Genomic DNA, 19,608 nt, shown 5'->3' on the forward strand with positions numbered 1-19,608 from the left:
AACTTTTAACTCTTAACTGGGTTTAGGCCATTTGATTTTCAATCGCCCACCGCGCTAGTTCAGTGCGGTTGTGGAGATTGGTTTTGCCCAACATATTGGACACATGGCTTTCAACCGTGCGCTGACTAACATTTAGTTCTTCAGCAATTTCTCGGTTAGCTAAACCCCTAGCGACGAACTGGACTACTTTCAGTTCGGTTGGGGTTAATTGCACATCGAAGGGAACCTGGATACGGGAACCGTTTTCGCCTCCTTTTGCTTGGTGTTCTTTCCAACGGATAGTTTGTTTCAGCGAGGATTCAACTTGCGCTACGAGTTCTTCTGGTTCAAAGGGTTTGACCATATAAACATCAGCACCTTTATTCAGACCCTTAACTCGGTCTGCACTTTGTCCCTTAGCTGAAAGAAAAAGAACCGGAATCCAACTGGTGCGTTCGTTTTGCCGGACTTGTTCTACAAAAGTATATCCGTCCATTTCCGGCATCATCACGTCGCAGATAATCATGTCTGGAACATCTTGCTCTAAAATTTCCAGAGCTTCACGTCCATTTTCGGCGGTGATGACTTCGTATCCCCGGAATTCTAAGTAATCCTTCACCAGCAAGATGAGGTTAGGGTCATCATCAATCAATAGAAGTCGTTTGTGATCTTTCATGCTGGGCTCTTTCATAGCAGTGGCACTTGTCGCGCTTCGGTCCATCAAAGTCTTGAATATTTATCCTCTATCGTGGGTTAGTTCGAGATGTTGTCCTTCCTTTTTCCTACTTAACTTGCCTTTGCTGTCTCGAAGCCTCAAAAATGCCGAGCATTTTCGAGAGACTAGTAGCTCGATAGCAAAAGTCCAGCAAGGATACGTATAGCAGTAGTATCTATAATGCGCTATTATATATCGCATTGAAAGTGGCGGGCGAAAAAACACTGATTAAATAATAATCCTTCTGACTCACAAGTAAGTATTGGCTTAAAGATGACCCTACCTCAAAACCCAACCCGCACTTTCTTAAAGCTTACTGCTGTACCATATCCTTTGATTGTTAAGCCTCTATGAGGTGTTCACAAGAAACTAGGGAAGTTTCTGGCAAAGGATGGGTTAAAAGTGCATATTCTTCTACCACCTTATTGCCTATTTAAGTGTTCTTGGATGATCCGCTCAATAACTTCCGGGCTTGCTTGGCGATATCAGACACCATCAGTGTAAACCACCATTATGAGTTCAGAACAACAAACGCGCAAGCAGTTGGCTTTAGTTCTATAGACACAAATGGGATGACTCTGTTACGGCTCATCAAATTTTAACTCTTTAAGTCGCTTTTTTAAGTATTCCCCGGATTCGAGACTAGCTTGTTTTGAGCAGCAGCTAGCAATTGTCAAGTCAGCGCAAGTAAAAATATGTCACTGAATTTTTGCAAGTCCTAAAGTTTCTACACAATTACTCAGGGCTTTGTGTTCTAGAGACTTAGCGGCTTTGAGATTTAATCGCTAGACTGGATGGCTGTATTGTTACTTATCGGGCGCCTCCCTGATTACAGTTCTATAACAATTTCCAAGCTTTGGAAATAGAAGGGAGTGGGGAGTGGGAATAAGAATTTTCCTAACTCCTAACTCCTAACTCCTAACTCCCTACTCCCCACTCTCTTCGTAACTTACGGAACAAAACCCGAAAAGTAGAAATAATTAGGCATTTATACTTAAGTACACCGACGATCTGCTAGTTCGGGAACCCGTACTCAAAGAATTCTTGCCATTGGACGCTACTTTTCGGTAGATTAGCACTCAGGAGTCGAGAGTGCTAAACTCTAAGGGAAAGAAATAATATGGCAGCTTTATCTTTAAGCGTTTCTACAGTTAAACCTTTAGGCGATCGCGTTTTCGTAAAAGTGAACGCCTCTGAGGAAAAGACCGCAGGTGGTCTGTATTTGCCGGATACCGCCAAGGAAAAGCCCCAGGTAGGGGAAGTAGTGGCTCTTGGTCCTGGCAAGCGTAATGACGACGGAAACCGTCAGGAATTGGAAATCAAAGTCGGCGATAAGGTGCTGTACTCGAAGTACGCTGGCACTGACATCAAACTCGGCACCGAAGAATATGTACTGCTTTCTGAAAAAGATATTTTAGCAGTCGTTATTTAGTGGTCATTGGTCATTAGTCATTAGCTAATGACGTAGGACAAATGACAAATGACGAAGAACAAAAGACAAATGACAAAGGACGTAGGACAATTATGGCAAAGCGCATTATCTACAACGAAAACGCCCGTCGCGCCTTAGAACGAGGCATTGACATCTTGGCTGAGGCTGTAGCTGTTACCCTTGGCCCCAAAGGTCGTAACGTAGTGCTAGAAAAGAAATTTGGCGCACCGCAAATTGTTAATGACGGTGTAACGATCGCCAAAGAAATCGAATTAGAAGACCATATTGAAAACACTGGTGTAGCTCTGATTCGTCAAGCTGCTTCTAAGACCAACGATGCTGCGGGCGATGGTACCACCACTGCTACCGTTTTAGCTCATGCGATCGTCAAAGAAGGCTTGCGGAACGTTGCAGCGGGGGCTAACGCGATTTCGCTGAAGCGCGGTATTGACAAAGCTACTGCCTTCCTGGTAGAAAAAATCAAAGAACACGCCCGTCCAGTAGAAGATTCCAAAGCCATTGCCCAAGTTGGTGCGATCTCGGCTGGTAATGACGAAGAAGTTGGTCAGATGATTGCCCAAGCAATGGACAAGGTGGGTAAGGAAGGCGTAATTTCCCTAGAAGAAGGGAAATCTATGTTCACCGAATTGGAAATTACTGAAGGGATGCGCTTTGACAAAGGCTACATCTCTCCATATTTTGCCACCGACCCTGAGCGGATGGAAGCGGTTTTTGATGAGCCTTTCCTGCTGCTAACTGATAAGAAAATCGCTTTGGTACAAGACCTCGTACCAGTGTTAGAGCAAGTAGCTCGTGCTGGTCGTCCTTTGGTGATTATCGCCGAAGATATTGAAAAAGAAGCTTTAGCAACCTTAGTAGTAAACCGTTTGCGCGGTGTACTCAACGTGGCTGCTGTTAAGGCTCCTGGCTTTGGCGATCGCCGCAAAGCACTACTAGAAGATATCGCCGTTTTAACTGGTGGTCAACTAGTTACCGAAGATGCTGGTTTGAAGCTAGATAACACCAAGCTGGATAGCCTGGGTAAAGCTCGCCGGATCACCATTACCAAGGACAGCACCACAATTGTTGCCGAAGGTAACGAAGCTGCTGTTAAGGCTCGTGTCGAACAGATTCGTCGTCAAATCGATGAAACCGAATCTTCTTACGACAAAGAGAAACTACAAGAGCGTCTTGCTAAACTCTCTGGTGGTGTTGCTGTAGTGAAAGTGGGTGCAGCGACCGAAACCGAAATGAAAGACAAGAAGTTGCGCCTAGAAGACGCTATCAACGCCACTAAAGCTGCTGTGGAAGAAGGTATCGTTCCCGGTGGTGGTACAACTCTGGCTCACCTTGCTCCTGAATTGGAAGAGTGGGCAAAGAGCAACCTTAAGGACGAAGAGTTGATTGGTGCTTTGATTGTTGTTCGCGCCTTACCTGCACCTCTGAAGCGGATTGCTGAAAACGCTGGTCAGAATGGTGCTGTTATTGCTGAACGCGTCAAAGAGAAGGATTTCAACATTGGCTACAACGCTGCAACCAACGAATTCGTCGATTTGTTAGCTGCTGGTATTGTTGACCCTGCTAAAGTGACTCGTTCTGCTTTGCAAAACGCTGCTTCTATCGCTGGTATGGTGTTGACAACCGAATGTATCATAGTTGACAAGCCTGAGCCTAAGGATGGCGCTCCTGCTGGCGCTGGTGCTGGCGGCGGCGACTTCGATTACTAATACTTGGTAGTTAGATAATTTGTAAAACAGCTGCTTCCCTTGTGGAGGCGGCTGTTTTTTTGTGTCAGGAGAAGAGAGTGAGTACCCTGACAATTCAGGTCATCTGGAAAACCTCACTTCTATTTCTCTCTTTCTTTAAGGAGAGAGACTTTGAATTTTCCCCCTTAGAGCGACGAGTTGGGGTTAGGGGGTTAGGTTTTTCGTGTGCTTTTCCACATAACATGAAAAACAATAGAAAATTAGAGTTTGCTCTAAACCTTTCTACCAGTTACAAAAAAAGTCATATTTTCGTACCAAGCTCCTTGCTCTGTTGCTTCTGCTTCAATTTTTTGACGATATTCTGCTTTTAATTGTACCATTTGCTCTGATGAAACCTGTAATAAAGGATTTTCTCTGGGATGAAACCATCCTCCATTCCATTCTTTAGCTTGCTCTAGATTGCGATAGAAACCTAGTTGTTGGGTCTTCACTTTAATATCTTTAAAACCAGCTACTGCAAGCAAATGATGACACTTTTCAGGAGTGCCTGTTGGCTCATTGATATTTTTCAAGAAAATACTATGTTTGTCACAAATTTCGATTATGAGTGGCGCTTCACATGATTGCTCAGAGCAACAAGAAAAACCGATGACTCCCCCTGGTTTGAGAAAACGATACCATTTACGTAGAGCAGCAGGAATATCTTTAAAATAGACGATTGCTGTAGAGCAAAGAATTACATCGAAACTCTCATCATTGAAGTCGATATACTCAGCATCAGCTTCAATTATTTCGATATTTTGCAAGCCTAATTCTTCAATTTTTTGTTGTGCTTGAGCTAGCATCCCTGAAGAAATATCTACTCCAGTGACTTTTCCTTCGGAACCGATAATTTGTGAAACAGCAATGGCAATGATACCTGTGCCAGTTGCCATATCCAATACTTTTTGTCCCTTTTGCAGTTGAACTAAATCTAGTAGAGGCAGAGCGCGATGAATTGTATAATCGTTGTCATAGCTATAGCGGTTATCGAAGAAATCAATTACTCTTTTCTTATACTGTTGTTCGTATTGGCTATTTTGCATGATATTCTCGATTTAACTGGTCAATTATGAGAATAAATTGTGAGTGAAACTTCTGTCTTCTGAAAACTTGCTTTCAAAATGTTTAAATCTTGCAAAATCCCAAAATTTATATCATTTCTCTATGCTTTGGGTGTGATTCTTATATGCTTACGAAAAAGGGTAGTAAAGTTGCTTTGGCTAGAACAGCCTACTTGAAGTGCTATTTCGATAATAGGTAATTGAGTATAAGTGAGTAAAAATTTAGCTCGCTCAATCCGACATTGAATAACGTATTGATGTGGAGAAAGACCCATTAAACGTTTAAACCAACGACAGAATGAATAAGAACTCATATTCACTAGACTAGCCAGTTCTACCAGCGTTAATTCTAGTGCTAAGTTGTCATAAATATAATTAATTACCTCCCGTAATTGACGCTTGGAAAGATTAACCTCAAACTCTGCAATTGGTTGCCGTGTTCCAGAATAAGTTTTGAGGAGATGGGCTGCTAGAGCGATCGCAACTGATTCACCATATAATTTACCAGATGGACATCCGGCTTCAAGCTCTGCTTTGAGTGCCATTCCCAGATGAAGAATTTGGCGATCGCAGACTCCGCGCTGTGGGATAATTTCGATAGTGCCATCGCTCCCAACGTTCAGCTCATCTGCTACTCTCTTAAATAGACTGGAATCAAAAGAGACTAAGAGAAATTTTATTTACTGGTGCCAACGCGCTTGAGTCGGAATCCCCTTTGGAGTGACATTAACCAAACCTCTCCTCATGTGCGTACTGTGCAACCTTCCACCTGCTAGCCGCCAGTCGATTTGACATGAATTACCAAGCCAAATATTAATGCAGTGCTGCTGTAAGCAAATCTCTGGACATTCAAAGGAGGGTAAATAATGCTGTTCAACCACAATCCCGTTCCAGTGATTAGTGCTAGATAAAATAGGAGGTTTGCTGCTCATCGGCACAAGATTTCCGCTTGCCACATGAATGGCTGAGAGTTGTTCAGATTTCATGTTGCTACTCACTTATGAGCTACTACAAAAAAGATGGTAAGCTAATGCCTGACAAAATTACACTATTAATTTATTTTCGCTAGCGCTGGCAGATGCCTCTATCCCACCTTCCGCACCCCCAAGTGTCACAAACGGAAATTACTGAGAGAAAAAAGGCAAGCAAGAATAAAAACAGACAGCTTTAGAAAAAAAGAGATTTGAGCAGCCATGAATCACCACAAAAGGCATCAAAATCTATTGTCAATAAGAAGCAATAAGAACTGATGGCAGATAGATTTGGATGAGATAAATAAATGAAGAAGTTCAACGCTGAAATCATAAATTAGAATAATGAATTGAAGTAAGAAAACTATATTTTTGGCATAGGAAATTAGAGCTATTAATCAAAGCAGTTAGCTCGTTGTCCGATTTATATTAAATTAATAGAGATAAGACTTACGTAACTAATTGATAGTAACGGAGGCAATCCTCTGGTAAAAAATTCAAGATAAAATCCCTATCGGGAGTCCAATTAGAGACGTGTTTTCCATTGTTAATTTCAACTAAATGAATACACTGAAACCGTTGAAATATCCAACGTAAAGTAGGGGAGTCAGTTGCTTTACCCAATTGATTTTTAATAGTTAATTTGGACTCTCTGAGTGCGGCTCTGATTTGACGTTGAGCCAATGTATAGACCAGCAAACATAAACCCATAATCATTCCTAAAGACTCTATTCTCTCAGGGCTTTTGAGGAAAATACTATCAGCAAAAAATAATGGGTCTTTAAGAAAACCAAATCCCCTCTCACAGCACTGCTGGGCTTTATATTCACTCAACATTAAATCGTCACCTAGCTGCTTTGACTCTAAAACATTTGTGGCAACAATGAAACGTCCTGCACTCAGAATTTCTGTATTAATTTTACTTTCATTCTTCGATAATTTGGCAGCAATTTGGTAAGATGCTTCTGTTTGATTATCTTTTTTATTAGAGATGATTTCCGTAACTTTACTCTCCTGAATTTGGTGGTATTTAAATTGTTTTGATAGTTTTAATAATGCTTTGATTGCATCGGCTTCACAAGCAAATTTATCTCGTGATAATTTTTTCAATTCAAGAAGTGCTTTTGATTCTGCCTTAGTTATTTTCTGTGAGAGCTTCCTCAGGTCTGCCAACCTTCTATCTTGGCTTTGCACTACCAACCATCTTTGGTCTATTCCTGCATAAGTGACTGTTTTTGAAGCAAATTTGTATCCTGACAATTTACTATCAATAAATTCTGATTCTGGTAATGTTGATATCAATGATTGGGCTGATTTTAGACTTAAAGGTACTCGACACAACCAGCGCAATTCTGACATCAATTTCAGATTTGATTCTGTATATAAAGCGCAGTCTGCAACTATAAGACTATTAACTTCTATTTGTTTTTGATACTCCACTGCTATTTGACCAAAGCATGATGAATCTGCTTGATTTCCTGATGCTAGTTTCAAAAATATTGGGATGTCTCCATCCCCTGAACATATTAGTTCTAGGATAAATTGTTTTAAGTCTGACCTGTGGTCACGAGAATAACCGTAGGTGATGGTAATTTCTTTTGGTGATTTTACTGCTAATTCTTCTAGCTATTGGTTGTTTCCTAGTTTTTGATTCTCAAATATTACTTCTGGTAAGTTGGTATTGTATTCACCATGTACGTGCATTGATGATGAATCCAAGTGTGATGACAACAGGGATACTTTAAATTTTTTGACTGCATTTAAGGCAATTTTCAAAAATGTTGTATCTAGTCCTTTTATAAATAGTTTATCCATCACTCTCCCCAGTTTATCATCATTCAGATACTCTGGCTTTACTCCTGACCCTATTAAATGCTCACAAGCTATTGTTTCAAAATATTGGGGAAACATATATAGTGGCTTTGATACAAATCCTAAGCCGTTCAATATCATGGCTTTAACTACATGACCAGGACTGACTTTTTCTGCCTTTTCCTCTCCTATTAATTCATTTATTGTTTCTACTAATCCTATCGCGTCTATGATTCCTGCTACTATCCCTAAATGGTCTATGTTCTGAATTTCAATGTCTTTGGTATTCAAAATCACAACAGTATTCTCCACGACTTCTGTTGCAATTCTCTCATTCATCTTTTTGTTATCAATTAATTCTTTTCACTATGAAGTTTTTCCTTTTTTCTGCCTTCGTCACAAAATTTCCTCTTCTCGCCAAATCAAGAGACTTAATACTACTTATTCTCATTAAGTCTCTGGAATCTTGAATCTAACTTAGTTCTTATGTACTACTCCGTCAGCTTTTTGTTGATGTGTGACAGTTAGGGTGCGGAAGGTGGGCTCTATTTCTTCCTCAGCGTCCCTCAGCGTCCCTCTGCGTTAAAAAACATAAAAAAGGTGGGCATTGCCCACCCTACAAACTTATCCCTTAACACAAAGAACTTGCTTAAGCGTTGCTACAACCTCAACCAAATCCGCTTGATTTTTCATAACTTGCTCTATCGGCTTATAAGCACCAGGAATCTCATCTAACACACCCTCATCTTTGCGGCATTCAACACCATTTGTTTGCTCAATTAAATCATCAAGCGTATAGACATTTTTAGCCTTCTTTCTAGACATCAAACGCCCTGCACCATGAGAACAAGAACAGAAGCTGTGGGCATTACCTTTACCCTTAACGATGAAAGACTTTGCCCCCATCGAACCAGGAATAATCCCATAATCTTCAATCTGGGCGCGGACTGCACCCTTACGAGTAACGTATACATCCTCATCAAAATGCAATTCTTTTTCGGCGTAATTGTGATGACAATTAACCTGCAATAAAGGTTTAGTTGCCTTCCCACCTACCAAATGCTTCTCAACTATATGCTTAAAACGCGCCATCATCACATCGCGGTTGACACGCGCATAGTTTTGTGACCATTGCAAATCGTGCCAGTATGCTTGGAATTCTGGCGTACCAGCGACAAAGTGAGCTAAATCAGGGTCAGGCAATTTATTACCTGCCATTTTTGCTAATTCTCTGGCTGTGTGAATATGACACTGGGCGAGTTTATTGCCGATGTTACGCGAACCAGAATGCAGCATCAGCCAAACTTGATTCTCTGTATCAAGGCACACTTCAATAAAGTGGTTTCCTCCACCGAGAGAACCCATCTGTTTCATTGCTTTACTTTGTAGGTCTTGCACGCCGCGATGCAAGTCTTTAAAATCTTCCCAGTGTTGCCAATTACTAACAGATTTTTCAATATCTTTGTTTTCGTTGAATCCAGTAGGAATTGCTGCTTCAATATCCAGGCGAATTTTCTTTAGTTTACCTTCTAGTTGTTTGGCGGTAAATGATGTTTTGATAGCGCTCATCCCGCAGTTATGAACAAATACCCCAGCTTTCAGCGCGAAATTATGGTACTCCGGTACTATTAGACAGTAAACATCCTCTGTGTAATTTAGGGGATTTACTGCTACAACTTTGTGATTGCATTGATGTTCTTTTCTGCGGTGATTGTGGAGTCCAATTGGAGTTTTGACATCTACCCCACAAATCTTACAGGTATAGTATCGGTTAGCAATCTCTTGAGACTTTTCTCTCCCTTTTTCACTCTTGTTATATTCAACTAGATATTGTTTACCCCGATTCCCATTACCTGCAACTGCATTTTTAAAATGCTCTGGTTGCTGTTCCATGTACTTAAGGATATTCCTAGTTCCGCGTTCAGCATAGTATTGGTATCCTTCTGGAGTTTTTGCTTTTTGAGCAAGGGAAGCAACTCTTTTGTTTTCAAATTCGGCAGACTGCCAGTATTGGTTACGCTCCACTAGAGAGGGGTGGTAAGTAGAATGATCGCGATTACCCATGAGTTCAAGATTCTCTGGTCGATTATCAGATTCATCGAAATTCTGATGATGAATAACTGTTTTTTGTCCCTCAAATCTGGGAATCTTGCCGAGTAATCCAGACCTGGCAATAATCCAGTGTGCTTTTTGCCATCTGCTGGAGTATGGCTGAGTAATCAGGGTGTAGCCATCTTTGTCAGTCTTGGAGTAAAAGGGCATTAAGGAAGTCTCTGCTTGAAGCAACTGAGCTTCTTTATAGGTTCCGTCCCGAAGCATGAATTGATGATCGGGAGTACAAATAATTTCTTCGCCGTTATCCAGAATCACTTTCACGAGTGCAGCATTCCGTCTAGTCAACTTAGCAGTTGCTTGAGCCGCAATGATTTTTCCTGTTAGTGTACAAGCATAAACAATAAACTCTTTACCCCAATCAATTAGGTCTTTAATACGATAAGATTTACCATCCACTAGAGGAATTAAAGTATCTCCTATGAAGCAACCAATATCTACACCGACAGCAGCCGGGATAATCGCCTCTTTGGTGGCAATGACAGAACCCACTAAGGCACCTTTTCCTAAGTGAACATCTGGCATTAATGCGACGTGCTTAAATACAAATGGTAATGATGCCACATTCTTGGCCATTTTAGTTTCTTCTGGCCCCAAAGAGTGATTCGCCCAAGATAAAACGGGTGCTGGTGTGGTAATTTCTAACTTTTCGTAGGGCATAATTTTTTGTATTTTGGATTTTAAGTTTTAGATTTTGTATTGGGTAGATTTTACTGATAATTATCTGTATGACTTTTAACCCATTATCTAGTAATTTTCGAGGGTTTGTAGTAAGCATTTTAGTCATTATTACGAACTTGCTTACCCATGAATTTAAACTTGACATACTACTAGTTAGTTCTAGCAATTTAAATATTTATTGTCTTTGATTTGGCTTGCTCAATTTTCGTGAAGCTGAAAAACTATTATTTATATTACAAGTGTAATAGAGAAAGTTACAAAAGTCAAGCTAATACCATAGAGTGACAGCAGATGTTTAACAAATGTATTAAAATTTGTAAAGAAAATTACTCTGTTTAAATATCCGCTTAGATTTCTGACAGAATATGGCAGTGCGTCAAGATACAATCTGGGAACGTTTCTTATCCCCTGTAGTGCGTCTTTTGATTGATGAAGACGGGTTACGGCGTTACGCTGATAGTATTGACTGGGAGAAAGAGTGCGATCGCTATCGACGAGATGATGTGATAATTCCTCAGTACTACAGCAGTCAAAACTTTCACGGGATTACACGTGGATATCTGAATTACGGTGCAGCAGTTACTTACGATCCGATTACCCAATATGTTCTGCCACCGAATGAAAATATTGTCCGTCAGGCTTTAGTTGATGCCGTGAAGGTAAAACCACGACGCATACTCGATTTAGGCTGCGGTACAGGTTCCACTACTTTAATGTTAAAGCAGACTTTCCCCGAAGCGGAAGTTTTTGGTTTGGATTTATCACCATATATGCTGGTAAGGGCAGAAGATAAAGCGAGAAACGCTGGTTTAGATATAGTCTGGCGACACGGGAATGCTGAAAAAACTGGTTTTAGAGATGCAACATTTGACTTAGTGACAGCTTCTTTGCTATTCCATGAAACACCAGATGCGGTATCTTTAGCAATTCTGCGCGAAAGCTTCCGGTTGCTGGTAGCTGGAGGGCAAGTATTAATTTTAGATGGGAATCAGAAGACTCTGCGTCAGTTAGAATGGCTTAATGATGTTTTTGAGGAGCCATATATTCGTGAGTATGCTGCTGGTAGCGTAGAGGCGAATATGGGTGCAGCCGGATTTGAAGCTGTGCGATCGCACGATGTATGGTGGATAAATCAGGTAACTAGCGGCATTAAACCAATAGCAACCGAAAATATCCGTCGGTATACTCCCACATCAATAGATAATAATGATTTGGAGGGACTTGGATCTCCAGCATTTGGCATAAGGGCATGAGTTTAAAGGCAGTTCTCTTTGATTTTAATGGTGTGATCATTAACGATGAGCCAATCCACCTGCAACTGATAGATGAGATTCTCATTCAAGAAAATCTCCAACCCCAACGCGTAAGTGAGCGTCAAGCTTGTCTTGGACGCAGCGATCGCGCTTGTTTTGGGCAACTACTCGCTAATCGTGGTAGAGTCGGTAACGAAAGCTATTTAACTCAGTTGCTCTACCGCAAAGCCCAAGCCTATGTGGTGGAACTAGAGAAAATCAAGAAACTGCCTTTATATCCAGGCGTAGAAGATTTAATATTTCAAGTGCGATCGCGGAATCTAAAACTAGGTTTAGTTAGTGGCGCTATTCGTCAAGAAATAGAATTGGTACTCAATCGAGCTAAACTAGCTGAACATTTTAAAATTATCGTCGCTGGTGATGACATTACCACCAGTAAACCAGAACCCGATGGTTATCTACTCGCAGTCAAACGCCTAAATAAAGAATATCCAGAATTAAATCTTCAACCATACGAGTGTCTGGGAATTGAAGATACTCCAGCAGGTATCGAAGCGGCGAAGCGATCGCAAATGCAAGTTGTAGGTGTAGCGAATACTTACCCATTCCACATGCTCCAGCGCTGCTGTAACTGGACTGTTGATTATCTCAGTGATTTGGAACTCGAACGCGTGCAGAAGGTTTATTCTCAAAAACAGCCTCAACCATTGATAACTGAATGTTAGAATACTATATGGTGATAGTGTATTGAGTTAATGAGTAATATTACTCTTGACTTTGCACCGATTTTGGGGAATTAGCTCAGTTGGTAGAGTGCTGCGATCGCACCGCAGAGGCCATCGGTTCAAATCCGTTATTCTCCATTTGTCCATTTTTTCCAAGTTTAGGGGCATAATTTACCTATTTTCGCGGCTTTCAGCAATCAAATCAGTTTTAAAGAATTATTGTCCAAAATCAGCCTGTAAAACTCGGCTAAATATCATAGAACTTACGCAAGAGTTACGGAATAACGAACCTTATTAGGCGCAGAGAAGCCAGTGCGCCCTTGCGGTTCCCCTAACGCTCTGATGTAACTAATTCACGATACACCGCCAGTGTTTCCTGATGGACGCGGGCAACACTCAGCCATTGTAGGTTTTGATTTGCCCGGTGTTTCCATTCGTGCAACATATCGGCATTACTCAGTAATTGCACTAGAACTCCAGCCAAAGCATTACTATCTTTTGCTGGCACTAAAAGTCCTGCTTCGCCATTGTCCAAAGCTTCAGGAATCCCGTCTACTTGAGTGCCAACGATCGCATTTCCAGCTTCCCTAGCTTCGGAAAGTACCAAAGGACAAGGATCGCGGTGCGAAGCCAGCACAAATATGTCACAAGAGATCAGATAGCGTTGAGGTTCTGCCTGGAAGCCCTCAAAATGGATGCGTTCTTTTACAGAAGTTGCTTCTGCCTGTGCCTCAAATAACTGTTTATCAGGGCCATTTCCTACCAAATAAAGATGCGCTTGGGGAAAATCTAAGGCAATTTGTTCAAAAGCAGCGATTAACTCAGCAATTCCCTTGCGTTGATACATCCCGGCTACAGTTGCGATCGCTGGGCGTTGTAATGGTAAAGCTTGATAATCTTGTATTTGTCGGGTGCGGGGACTGCCCAAAGTTCCGTTACATATTACCCGCAACTTGTTTTCAGAAATACCGCGCTTTTCCATAGAATCTCGTACAGCCTTGCTGACGGCAATTACCCTATCAGCTAAACCCATCAGCAGACTAGAACGCTGAAATTCATTGTGGACTGTGGAAACTAAAGCATATTTATGCCCTTTAAAAATCCGGGCTAGGATGACTCCCGTCATCATGTGGGCGTGAACGATATCCGGCTGAAATTCTGCTGCGATCGCCAGGTAACGCACACCTGCTTTAATAATACTTATCGGTTTCCTAGTTTGGTCTAGTTGGTAGTGTTTTACACCAAATATATTTAGTAATTTCTCATATTCACCACCAGCGGAAATAACCGCTACCTGATGACCAGATTTTGCCTGTAAACAAGCCAGATCCACAGCCACATTCACAATACCGTTACCTATTTCTTGAATGTGGTTCAAAATATGTATGATTCGCATTATCTTTGAGATATGTATAAAAAATCAAGATAAGTAACTGAGTGGAAATCAAAATAATTCTTGAGGTCTTCAGCGACAACTTAAAAGTAGTCAGTAGTGCGTAAAATTGACACTTGCTACTGAATAAGTAAGCGGGTATAAATAAACTTAACTATGTAATGAAATGTAAAAAAATGTAACTTTTGCGATTGCTTCGTTTTACTTAGTTACACTCGCAATGACATAGTTATGAATTTTCCCACCTACCTACTTAAAAGCGCTTATAACTAATTACTTAGCTTAAAGACTTATTCATTAACAGCTGGATAAATCGGGGTAAAACTTCAAAATTATCAAAACTAAATCTGCTATTTCAGCCGTTATAGCCTTCTTTGCTCTGCTGAAATGCTCTTCTAGCTTTTCACGTTATATGGAAAAGACCACGAAAAACCTAACTCCCTTCCCGACGCTCTAAGGGGGAAGATTCAAAGTATCTCTCCTTAAAGGAAGAGAGAAATAGAAGTGAGGTTTTCCAGATGCCGTCAAAAGTCAGAAATACTCTTCTGGCTTTACAAAAATAGTAATTTGCCTGATGATAACAAAAGGAAATTAATAATAAAAATAAGTAAGTGGGTCAAATTAAATATAAAACCTCACCCTGCCTCCAGCTTCCCTCTCCAAAATATCGGAGAGGGATTGAGGGTGAGGTTTTTTCTTATGTTTAATTACGTCTACTTACTTACTTACTTAATTCATTCTTACTATTAACAAGTGTGTGAAAACCCAGGAATGGCAAAGCTTTAGTCAGTTTTAATCGAACTCATCATCTTAGTTTGAAGTAACAAAATGGCAACTTTACATACTCCACACTTCCAATTAAATTCTGTAATTCCCACCTCATATACCCATAGTTTGGTCTTCATTGATGCGGCAGTTGAAGACTATCAAAGTTTAGTTAACGGTGTTATCTCTCACACCAAAGTATTCGTTATTGACTCGACAAAGAACGGTGTTGAGCAAATTACAGAAATTTTGGCAACTCGCGCAGACCAAAATCTTAAAAGCATTCATATTGTTTGCCACGGTACCCCCGGTAACTTACAACTGGGAAATGCTTACTTGGGACTCGATACCCTTGAATATCATAGCCAGCAACTCCAACAATGGCAGAAGATATTTTCCACCTCGTCCAAAACCGATAACCCATTAACATCCACTACAACATCTATAGCTAACTTGCTCATCTATGGTTGCAATGTAGCTTTTGGTGATGTGGGGGCAGAATTTATTGCCAAATTGCACCAACTTACAGGAGCAAATATTGCCGCTTCTGGTCAGTTGATAGGCAGTGCAGCATTAGGCGGAAACTGGGAACTGGAAGTACGCACTGCCCAAATGGAAGTGACTCTAGCATTTGCAGAAACGACGCGGAAAGCCTACGCAGAAGTACTGACGACGTTTACGGTGAATGATACTGTAGACACAGATGATGGTAATGCGAACAACTGCATCACAACACTGCGGGAGGCAATTGACTTAGCCAATGCTACTGCTGGGGATGATGCGATCGCCTTTGGGGGAATATTCACAGATACCACACCAGACACCATCACCCTCACCTCTGATCCATTGACAATTACTGATGATGTCAGCATCTTAGGGACTGGCACATCTAATCTGAATGTGAGTGGAAAGAATGCCTCTACAGTATTCGAGATATCGGGACTAGCGACAGGTGTCAGTATTAATGGAGTGGCGATAGCTAGCGGCGCTATTAAAGTTGATAGAAATTCCATTCTCAACCTAGCTAACAGCAGTGTGTCTGGTAATACAGCAGGAAGTGGCATCTCTAACAGCGGTATCCTCAGTCTTGCTAACACCAGCGTCTTTGGCAATACGCAAGGCGGTATCTCTAATGGTGGTAGTCTCAGCCTAAATAACAGCAGTGTTTATGGCAATACAGCGTTACAGGATGGCGGTGGCATTTATAACTCCCGGTTCGCTCATTTTTTTTGGAGTTCGAGAAATTGCCGAAAAATATAAAATCTAGGTGTAGTAATGGTTTTAAGCATTCCCCTAAATTTACCTTGAACTAACACCCTGCTCTAAAAACTCTATTTTTATCCGAACGCGCAAAGTCGGGACGAAAGTACATTTGTATTATGGGCTGAAACGCCTATTAAAACGTTCAGCTTTTTTCTAACTCAATTTAAAATGGGCGAACCGGGAGTAGTATATTTAGTTGACAGGCGAATCGTATAAAATCAATTCTGGAGGGTGTGTGTCCCTAAGTATATCAAGTGTATTTGATGCCAATTTCTATCGTGGTGCCAATGCTGACTTAGCTGGTTTAAATGATGCTCAAGCTTTATCACACTTCGAGGCTTATGGTTTAAATGAAGGCCGTTCATTCTCACCACTGATTAATTTAAGTTTTTATCGGTCTAGCAATTCTGACCTGGCAGACTTCAACAACAGCCAACTGTTAAATCATCTAGAAAATTATGGTGTAGCTGAAGGACGCACCTTCTCTCCACTTGTTGACCTGAACTACTATCGTGCTAACAACAGTGATCTTGCAAGCTTTAACAACGAGCAATTATTTAATCATCTGGAAAACAACGGTATTTCTGAGGGACGTGGTTTTGATCCACTTTTCAGTTTAGGGCAATATAAGTCGCTTAACTCTGATCTGGCAAACCTAAATAACTCTCAACTGTTGAACCATTTGGAAATCAATGGAATAAACGAAGGGCGTGAGTTTTCACCCTATTTTGACTTTAACTACTATCGCGCTAACAACCAAGACTTAGCTAATTTGAACAACAGCCAGTTGTTGCAGCACTTTGAAATTTATGGGATAAATGAAGGGCGTAAATCTTCACCCTATTTTGATGCTGGTTTCTATAAAGCAAATAATCCCGATTTGGCTTCTTTGAAAGGCATCAATTTAGTCGAACACTTTCAAGAATACGGACTATATGAAGGACGACAAGCTGCTAGTGAATACGCCGGAAACACATTAAGTACTGCTCCCGAACTTACAATCGGGTCAAATTATACTCAAGTATTGGAACATGTCGGCTCATCCGATCCTGTTGACTACTATCAGTTTAGTTTAAATCAAGCTAGTACGGTTACGATATCTGACTATGGCTTTTCTAGAAGCGTAGGTGAGCAAATACTTGATAGTAATGGTCAGGTTGTAAATTCTAGAAATAGCGCAGTGTACAATCCCGATAATAGTGTTGTAGGCAATGTAGGTCAAAGCATTTCATTGAGTCCAGGGACTTACTACATAGGCATTCAACCCCAAGCTGGGAATACTGATTACGAATTTTATCTTAATGCGACAACACCAAATAACCAATCACAACCTACCAACACGCCTGTTGGAACACTACAGACACAACTACTAAATACTTTTTGGGGTAATGGTATTGGTGTTAGTGCTGCTCAAACAGGAGACGAGCAAATTGATTTTCTCTCTGATGGTTCATATATAATGGCACAAATAGTTCATGGAGTTGGCATTGATTCGTATTTAATAAGCTCAGATACCGTTACAAGAGGTAACTTTACTGTAAATGGATCTACAATACAACTTGACCCTCAAACTATTGAAGTTACCAATTATCATCTTGGAATGAGTGATCGTTATGGTTTGCCTCTTCTTGCCACAACGCAAAAATCTAATGTCAGCAATAATACACCTATTTCTTATTCAGCCTCTTTACAAAGTAATAATAATATGCTCGTTCTTACAGATACTAATGGAAATGCAATAACTTATTCCAAAGGTGAAGATATTTATGCAATAGGTTACGGATAAATTAAGAGAAAGGCTACAATTCGTCGATCTGCGCTAGCCTTCGGGAGCATCCCAATTTTGCAAAAAGAGGGTGAAAAGACCCATTTATTCGCGGCTACCCTTAGCGAAAAAATGGGTGCTGTACATCAACACAAGAATTGGAGAGAATTAAGTGATACGCTGACTGGCGGTAGCGCTAATGACCAGTTCATCTACCAAACCTTGAGTTATTCCACTAATCCAATCACTGACTTTGATCCGAGCCAGGATAAGTTAGTTTTCACTGACCTGTTTAAGAGTCAGGGCTACAGTAGCAGCAATCCCATCGCTGATGGCAACCTAAAATTTGTGCAATCGGGTACTTCTACACTAGTTGAAGTCCTTATTTCTTATTCTCCTAGTTATTCTGATTTTAGCACCTTCGCAACGTTGGATAATTTCACCGCGACAAATCTGGTAGTCGGTAGTAACGTCATCGTCTAGGGGAGCATCCCGTCAGGTGGAAAAACCTTGATAGCCCTCATCCCCTAACCCCGAATCCCATCATTTGGGATTTGGGAAACTACAATTATCTCTCCCCTCTCCCATTTTTGGGAGAGGGGCTGGGGGTGAGGGAAAAGATTTAAGCCAAAATTGGGATGCTCCCCCGTCTAGCGCTCAGATTTAGCACAGTATGGCGGGAATGCACATGCCACTACTAAATTGCATAAGTTGGACGAAAATAGACTCTGCGCCCTCACTAAAATCTGAGCAGTAAAAGCTGCTGCTCAGATTTCTCGTTAGATTTCAATTTCAACTCTTAATTCGTCACCAATTTCCGAAATTAGCTACTTATTCACTTTTGTTAAATGCTAAGTTTTTAACAGCAAAAACCATCGTAACTTTTTAAGTTACGACTCAATTAACACAAGTTTGCGAACTTGAGAATTGTTTCCCTGAGCGCGGCGTGATGAGGCAGCAGTTAGCAAAAACTTCCAAGACTGAGGATAAATTATAGACGCATCTATCATTGAAAGAAAACTCTTGAGATTTTTTTGCTTCAGTGCTACTAAAATCCAATGGAGTTTTAGGTAATTTTTTATATCCTGAAAATGAGGAATTTTTGAGCGATGTTGCTCATCCACCAAAGCATAAATTTTTTCCTTCATCAAAATATTTGTAGCTAACCGTCGAGACAAAGAAAACTTTTGATTATAAGCACCAGTCCAGACGGTACGGTAAGCCAGACACTGATTAAGGAAAATAGCATCGCCAAACTGGGCAATCCGAATCCAGGAATCGATATCATCACAGTTAGCATCGAGTGTAGAATCCCAACCACCAGTTTTTACGAAAGCATCACGCCGACAAGCTACTTGTACAGGCGTACCAAATGGTACAAGCTCTAAAAGCATACCGTAGTGAATATCGGCTTGTGGGATATAAAAAGCTAAACCGGGGCCAACTTGAGGAGTGCGACTAAGTTCAACTTCATTACCATCCACCTGAGCCGCCACACAAGAGCAGATTACAGCATCAGGACGAAGTGCGATCGCCTTAATCATCTCTTCTATGCAGTTAGGTGCTAAATAGTCGTCATCATCTAAAAATTTAATCCAGTCGCCGCTAGCTTTGGCAACTCCAGCATTTACCGTTGCTGCATGGCCAAGGTTAACTTCGTTACGATGGTAAACAACCTTGTCCCCTAAACTTGTAATATAGGTTTGGGTATCGTCAGAAGAACAGTCATCGGCAACAACCACCTCACACTCAATGGTTTGGTTACGAGCCGAATCAATTGCTCTTTGTAGCAAATTCAAGCGATTATAGGTACTGATGACGACGCTAAATTTCATAAATTTCACCCCTGTGTAACAGCATTCTGCAATATAGCTTTGAAGTTTAGGCTGTTGTATCAGTAAAATTATCAATCCTAACAACTAGACTGAAATAG

The 19,608-nt window shown here is 40.9% G+C and carries 14 protein-coding genes, 1 tRNA gene and 1 pseudogene; 8 read left to right on the forward strand and 8 right to left on the reverse strand.

Going from position 1 to position 19,608, the window contains the following annotated elements:
* Nucleotides 1-22: 22 nt before the first annotated feature.
* The gene (locus V7K73_RS02270) at nucleotides 23-700 is read right to left on the reverse strand and encodes a response regulator transcription factor (protein ID WP_012407592.1); all 678 of its coding nucleotides are present in this window, start codon (nucleotides 698-700) and stop codon (nucleotides 23-25) included.
* A gap of 1,114 nt (nucleotides 701-1,814) precedes the next feature.
* Here V7K73_RS02270 and groES point away from each other — a divergent pair.
* Both groES and groL read left to right on the forward strand, forming a co-directional pair.
* The gene (gene groES, locus V7K73_RS02275; protein WP_100898362.1) at nucleotides 1,815-2,126 is read left to right on the forward strand and encodes a co-chaperone GroES; all 312 of its coding nucleotides are present in this window, start codon (nucleotides 1,815-1,817) and stop codon (nucleotides 2,124-2,126) included.
* A gap of 92 nt (nucleotides 2,127-2,218) precedes the next feature.
* Nucleotides 2,219-3,853, forward strand: coding sequence for a chaperonin GroEL (gene groL, locus V7K73_RS02280; RefSeq protein ID WP_334876900.1), 1,635 nt, complete (start codon nucleotides 2,219-2,221; stop codon nucleotides 3,851-3,853).
* Nucleotides 3,854-4,104: 251 nt separating this feature from the next.
* On the opposite strand, the gene V7K73_RS02285 is transcribed toward groL, so the two are convergent.
* From V7K73_RS02285 to V7K73_RS02305, 5 genes and pseudogenes are all read right to left on the reverse strand, one after another.
* Complete coding sequence (locus V7K73_RS02285; protein ID WP_334876739.1) at nucleotides 4,105-4,917, reverse strand: class I SAM-dependent methyltransferase; 813 nt, start codon at nucleotides 4,915-4,917, stop codon at nucleotides 4,105-4,107.
* 119 nt (nucleotides 4,918-5,036) lie between these two features.
* On the reverse strand, nucleotides 5,037-5,480 hold the full coding sequence (locus tag V7K73_RS02290; RefSeq protein WP_334876741.1) for an AraC family transcriptional regulator: 444 nt from the start codon (nucleotides 5,478-5,480) through the stop codon (nucleotides 5,037-5,039).
* Nucleotides 5,481-5,615: 135 nt separating this feature from the next.
* Nucleotides 5,616-5,921: a hypothetical protein gene (locus tag V7K73_RS02295; RefSeq protein ID WP_334876743.1), complete on the reverse strand. Its 306-nt coding sequence runs from the start codon at nucleotides 5,919-5,921 to the stop codon at nucleotides 5,616-5,618.
* Between the two features lie 435 nt (nucleotides 5,922-6,356).
* Nucleotides 6,357-8,057 (reverse strand): annotated as a pseudogene (locus V7K73_RS02300) (IS1634 family transposase).
* Between the two features lie 285 nt (nucleotides 8,058-8,342).
* Entirely contained in the window at nucleotides 8,343-10,490 is a 2,148-nt protein-coding gene (locus V7K73_RS02305; protein ID WP_442936722.1) for an RtcB family protein, read from the reverse strand.
* A gap of 386 nt (nucleotides 10,491-10,876) precedes the next feature.
* Here V7K73_RS02305 and V7K73_RS02315 point away from each other — a divergent pair, with 386 nt between their 5' ends.
* The 3 genes from V7K73_RS02315 (at nucleotide 10,877) to V7K73_RS02325 (ending at nucleotide 12,627) form a co-directional block, all read left to right on the forward strand.
* A complete protein-coding gene (locus tag V7K73_RS02315) occupies nucleotides 10,877-11,764 on the forward strand; it encodes a class I SAM-dependent methyltransferase (protein ID WP_334876745.1) in 888 nt (295 codons plus the stop codon).
* Entirely contained in the window at nucleotides 11,761-12,489 is a 729-nt protein-coding gene (locus V7K73_RS02320; RefSeq protein ID WP_334876747.1) for an HAD family hydrolase, read from the forward strand. The genes V7K73_RS02315 and V7K73_RS02320 overlap by 4 nt, the downstream gene beginning before the upstream one ends.
* Before the next feature lie 65 nt (nucleotides 12,490-12,554).
* Nucleotides 12,555-12,627, forward strand: a tRNA-Ala gene (locus tag V7K73_RS02325).
* A gap of 193 nt (nucleotides 12,628-12,820) precedes the next feature.
* Here V7K73_RS02325 and V7K73_RS02330 read toward each other — a convergent pair.
* The gene (locus tag V7K73_RS02330; RefSeq protein WP_334876749.1) at nucleotides 12,821-13,885 is read right to left on the reverse strand and encodes a glycosyltransferase; all 1,065 of its coding nucleotides are present in this window, start codon (nucleotides 13,883-13,885) and stop codon (nucleotides 12,821-12,823) included.
* Between the two features lie 825 nt (nucleotides 13,886-14,710).
* On the opposite strand from V7K73_RS02330, the gene V7K73_RS02335 reads away from it, so the two are divergent.
* From V7K73_RS02335 to V7K73_RS02345, 3 genes are all read left to right on the forward strand, one after another.
* On the forward strand, nucleotides 14,711-15,907 hold the full coding sequence (locus V7K73_RS02335; RefSeq protein ID WP_334876751.1) for a DUF4347 domain-containing protein: 1,197 nt from the start codon (nucleotides 14,711-14,713) through the stop codon (nucleotides 15,905-15,907).
* A 199-nt stretch (nucleotides 15,908-16,106) separates the two neighbouring features.
* Entirely contained in the window at nucleotides 16,107-17,696 is a 1,590-nt protein-coding gene (locus tag V7K73_RS02340) for a hypothetical protein (protein WP_334876753.1), read from the forward strand.
* A gap of 57 nt (nucleotides 17,697-17,753) precedes the next feature.
* Nucleotides 17,754-18,158: a hypothetical protein gene (locus V7K73_RS02345; RefSeq protein ID WP_334876755.1), complete on the forward strand. Its 405-nt coding sequence runs from the start codon at nucleotides 17,754-17,756 to the stop codon at nucleotides 18,156-18,158.
* Nucleotides 18,159-18,565: 407 nt separating this feature from the next.
* Here the strand turns inward: V7K73_RS02345 and V7K73_RS02350 are convergent, their stop codons facing one another.
* A complete protein-coding gene (locus V7K73_RS02350; protein ID WP_334876757.1) occupies nucleotides 18,566-19,510 on the reverse strand; it encodes a glycosyltransferase family 2 protein in 945 nt (314 codons plus the stop codon).
* Between the last annotated feature and the right edge of the window lie 98 nt (nucleotides 19,511-19,608).

This window comes from Nostoc sp. (assembly GCF_036916975.1).
Lineage (GTDB): Bacteria > Cyanobacteriota > Cyanobacteriia > Cyanobacteriales > Nostocaceae > Nostoc.

What these genes read in the sequence shown, in the direction of transcription:
- V7K73_RS02270 (WP_012407592.1), bottom strand. Translation starts at nt 700, where the DNA reads ATGGACCGAAGCGCGACAAGTGCCACTGCTATGAAAGAGCCCAGCATG.
- groES (WP_100898362.1), top strand. Translation starts at nt 1,815, where the DNA reads ATGGCAGCTTTATCTTTAAGCGTTTCTACAGTTAAACCTTTAGGCGAT.
- groL (WP_334876900.1), top strand. Translation starts at nt 2,219, where the DNA reads ATGGCAAAGCGCATTATCTACAACGAAAACGCCCGTCGCGCCTTAGAA.
- V7K73_RS02285 (WP_334876739.1), bottom strand. Translation starts at nt 4,917, where the DNA reads ATGCAAAATAGCCAATACGAACAACAGTATAAGAAAAGAGTAATTGAT.
- V7K73_RS02290 (WP_334876741.1), bottom strand. Translation starts at nt 5,480, where the DNA reads ATGGCACTCAAAGCAGAGCTTGAAGCCGGATGTCCATCTGGTAAATTA.
- V7K73_RS02295 (WP_334876743.1), bottom strand. Translation starts at nt 5,921, where the DNA reads ATGAAATCTGAACAACTCTCAGCCATTCATGTGGCAAGCGGAAATCTT.
- V7K73_RS02305 (WP_442936722.1), bottom strand. Translation starts at nt 10,490, where the DNA reads ATGCCCTACGAAAAGTTAGAAATTACCACACCAGCACCCGTTTTATCT.
- V7K73_RS02315 (WP_334876745.1), top strand. Translation starts at nt 10,877, where the DNA reads ATGGCAGTGCGTCAAGATACAATCTGGGAACGTTTCTTATCCCCTGTA.
- V7K73_RS02320 (WP_334876747.1), top strand. Translation starts at nt 11,761, where the DNA reads ATGAGTTTAAAGGCAGTTCTCTTTGATTTTAATGGTGTGATCATTAAC.
- V7K73_RS02330 (WP_334876749.1), bottom strand. Translation starts at nt 13,885, where the DNA reads ATGCGAATCATACATATTTTGAACCACATTCAAGAAATAGGTAACGGT.
- V7K73_RS02335 (WP_334876751.1), top strand. Translation starts at nt 14,711, where the DNA reads ATGGCAACTTTACATACTCCACACTTCCAATTAAATTCTGTAATTCCC.
- V7K73_RS02350 (WP_334876757.1), bottom strand. Translation starts at nt 19,510, where the DNA reads ATGAAATTTAGCGTCGTCATCAGTACCTATAATCGCTTGAATTTGCTA.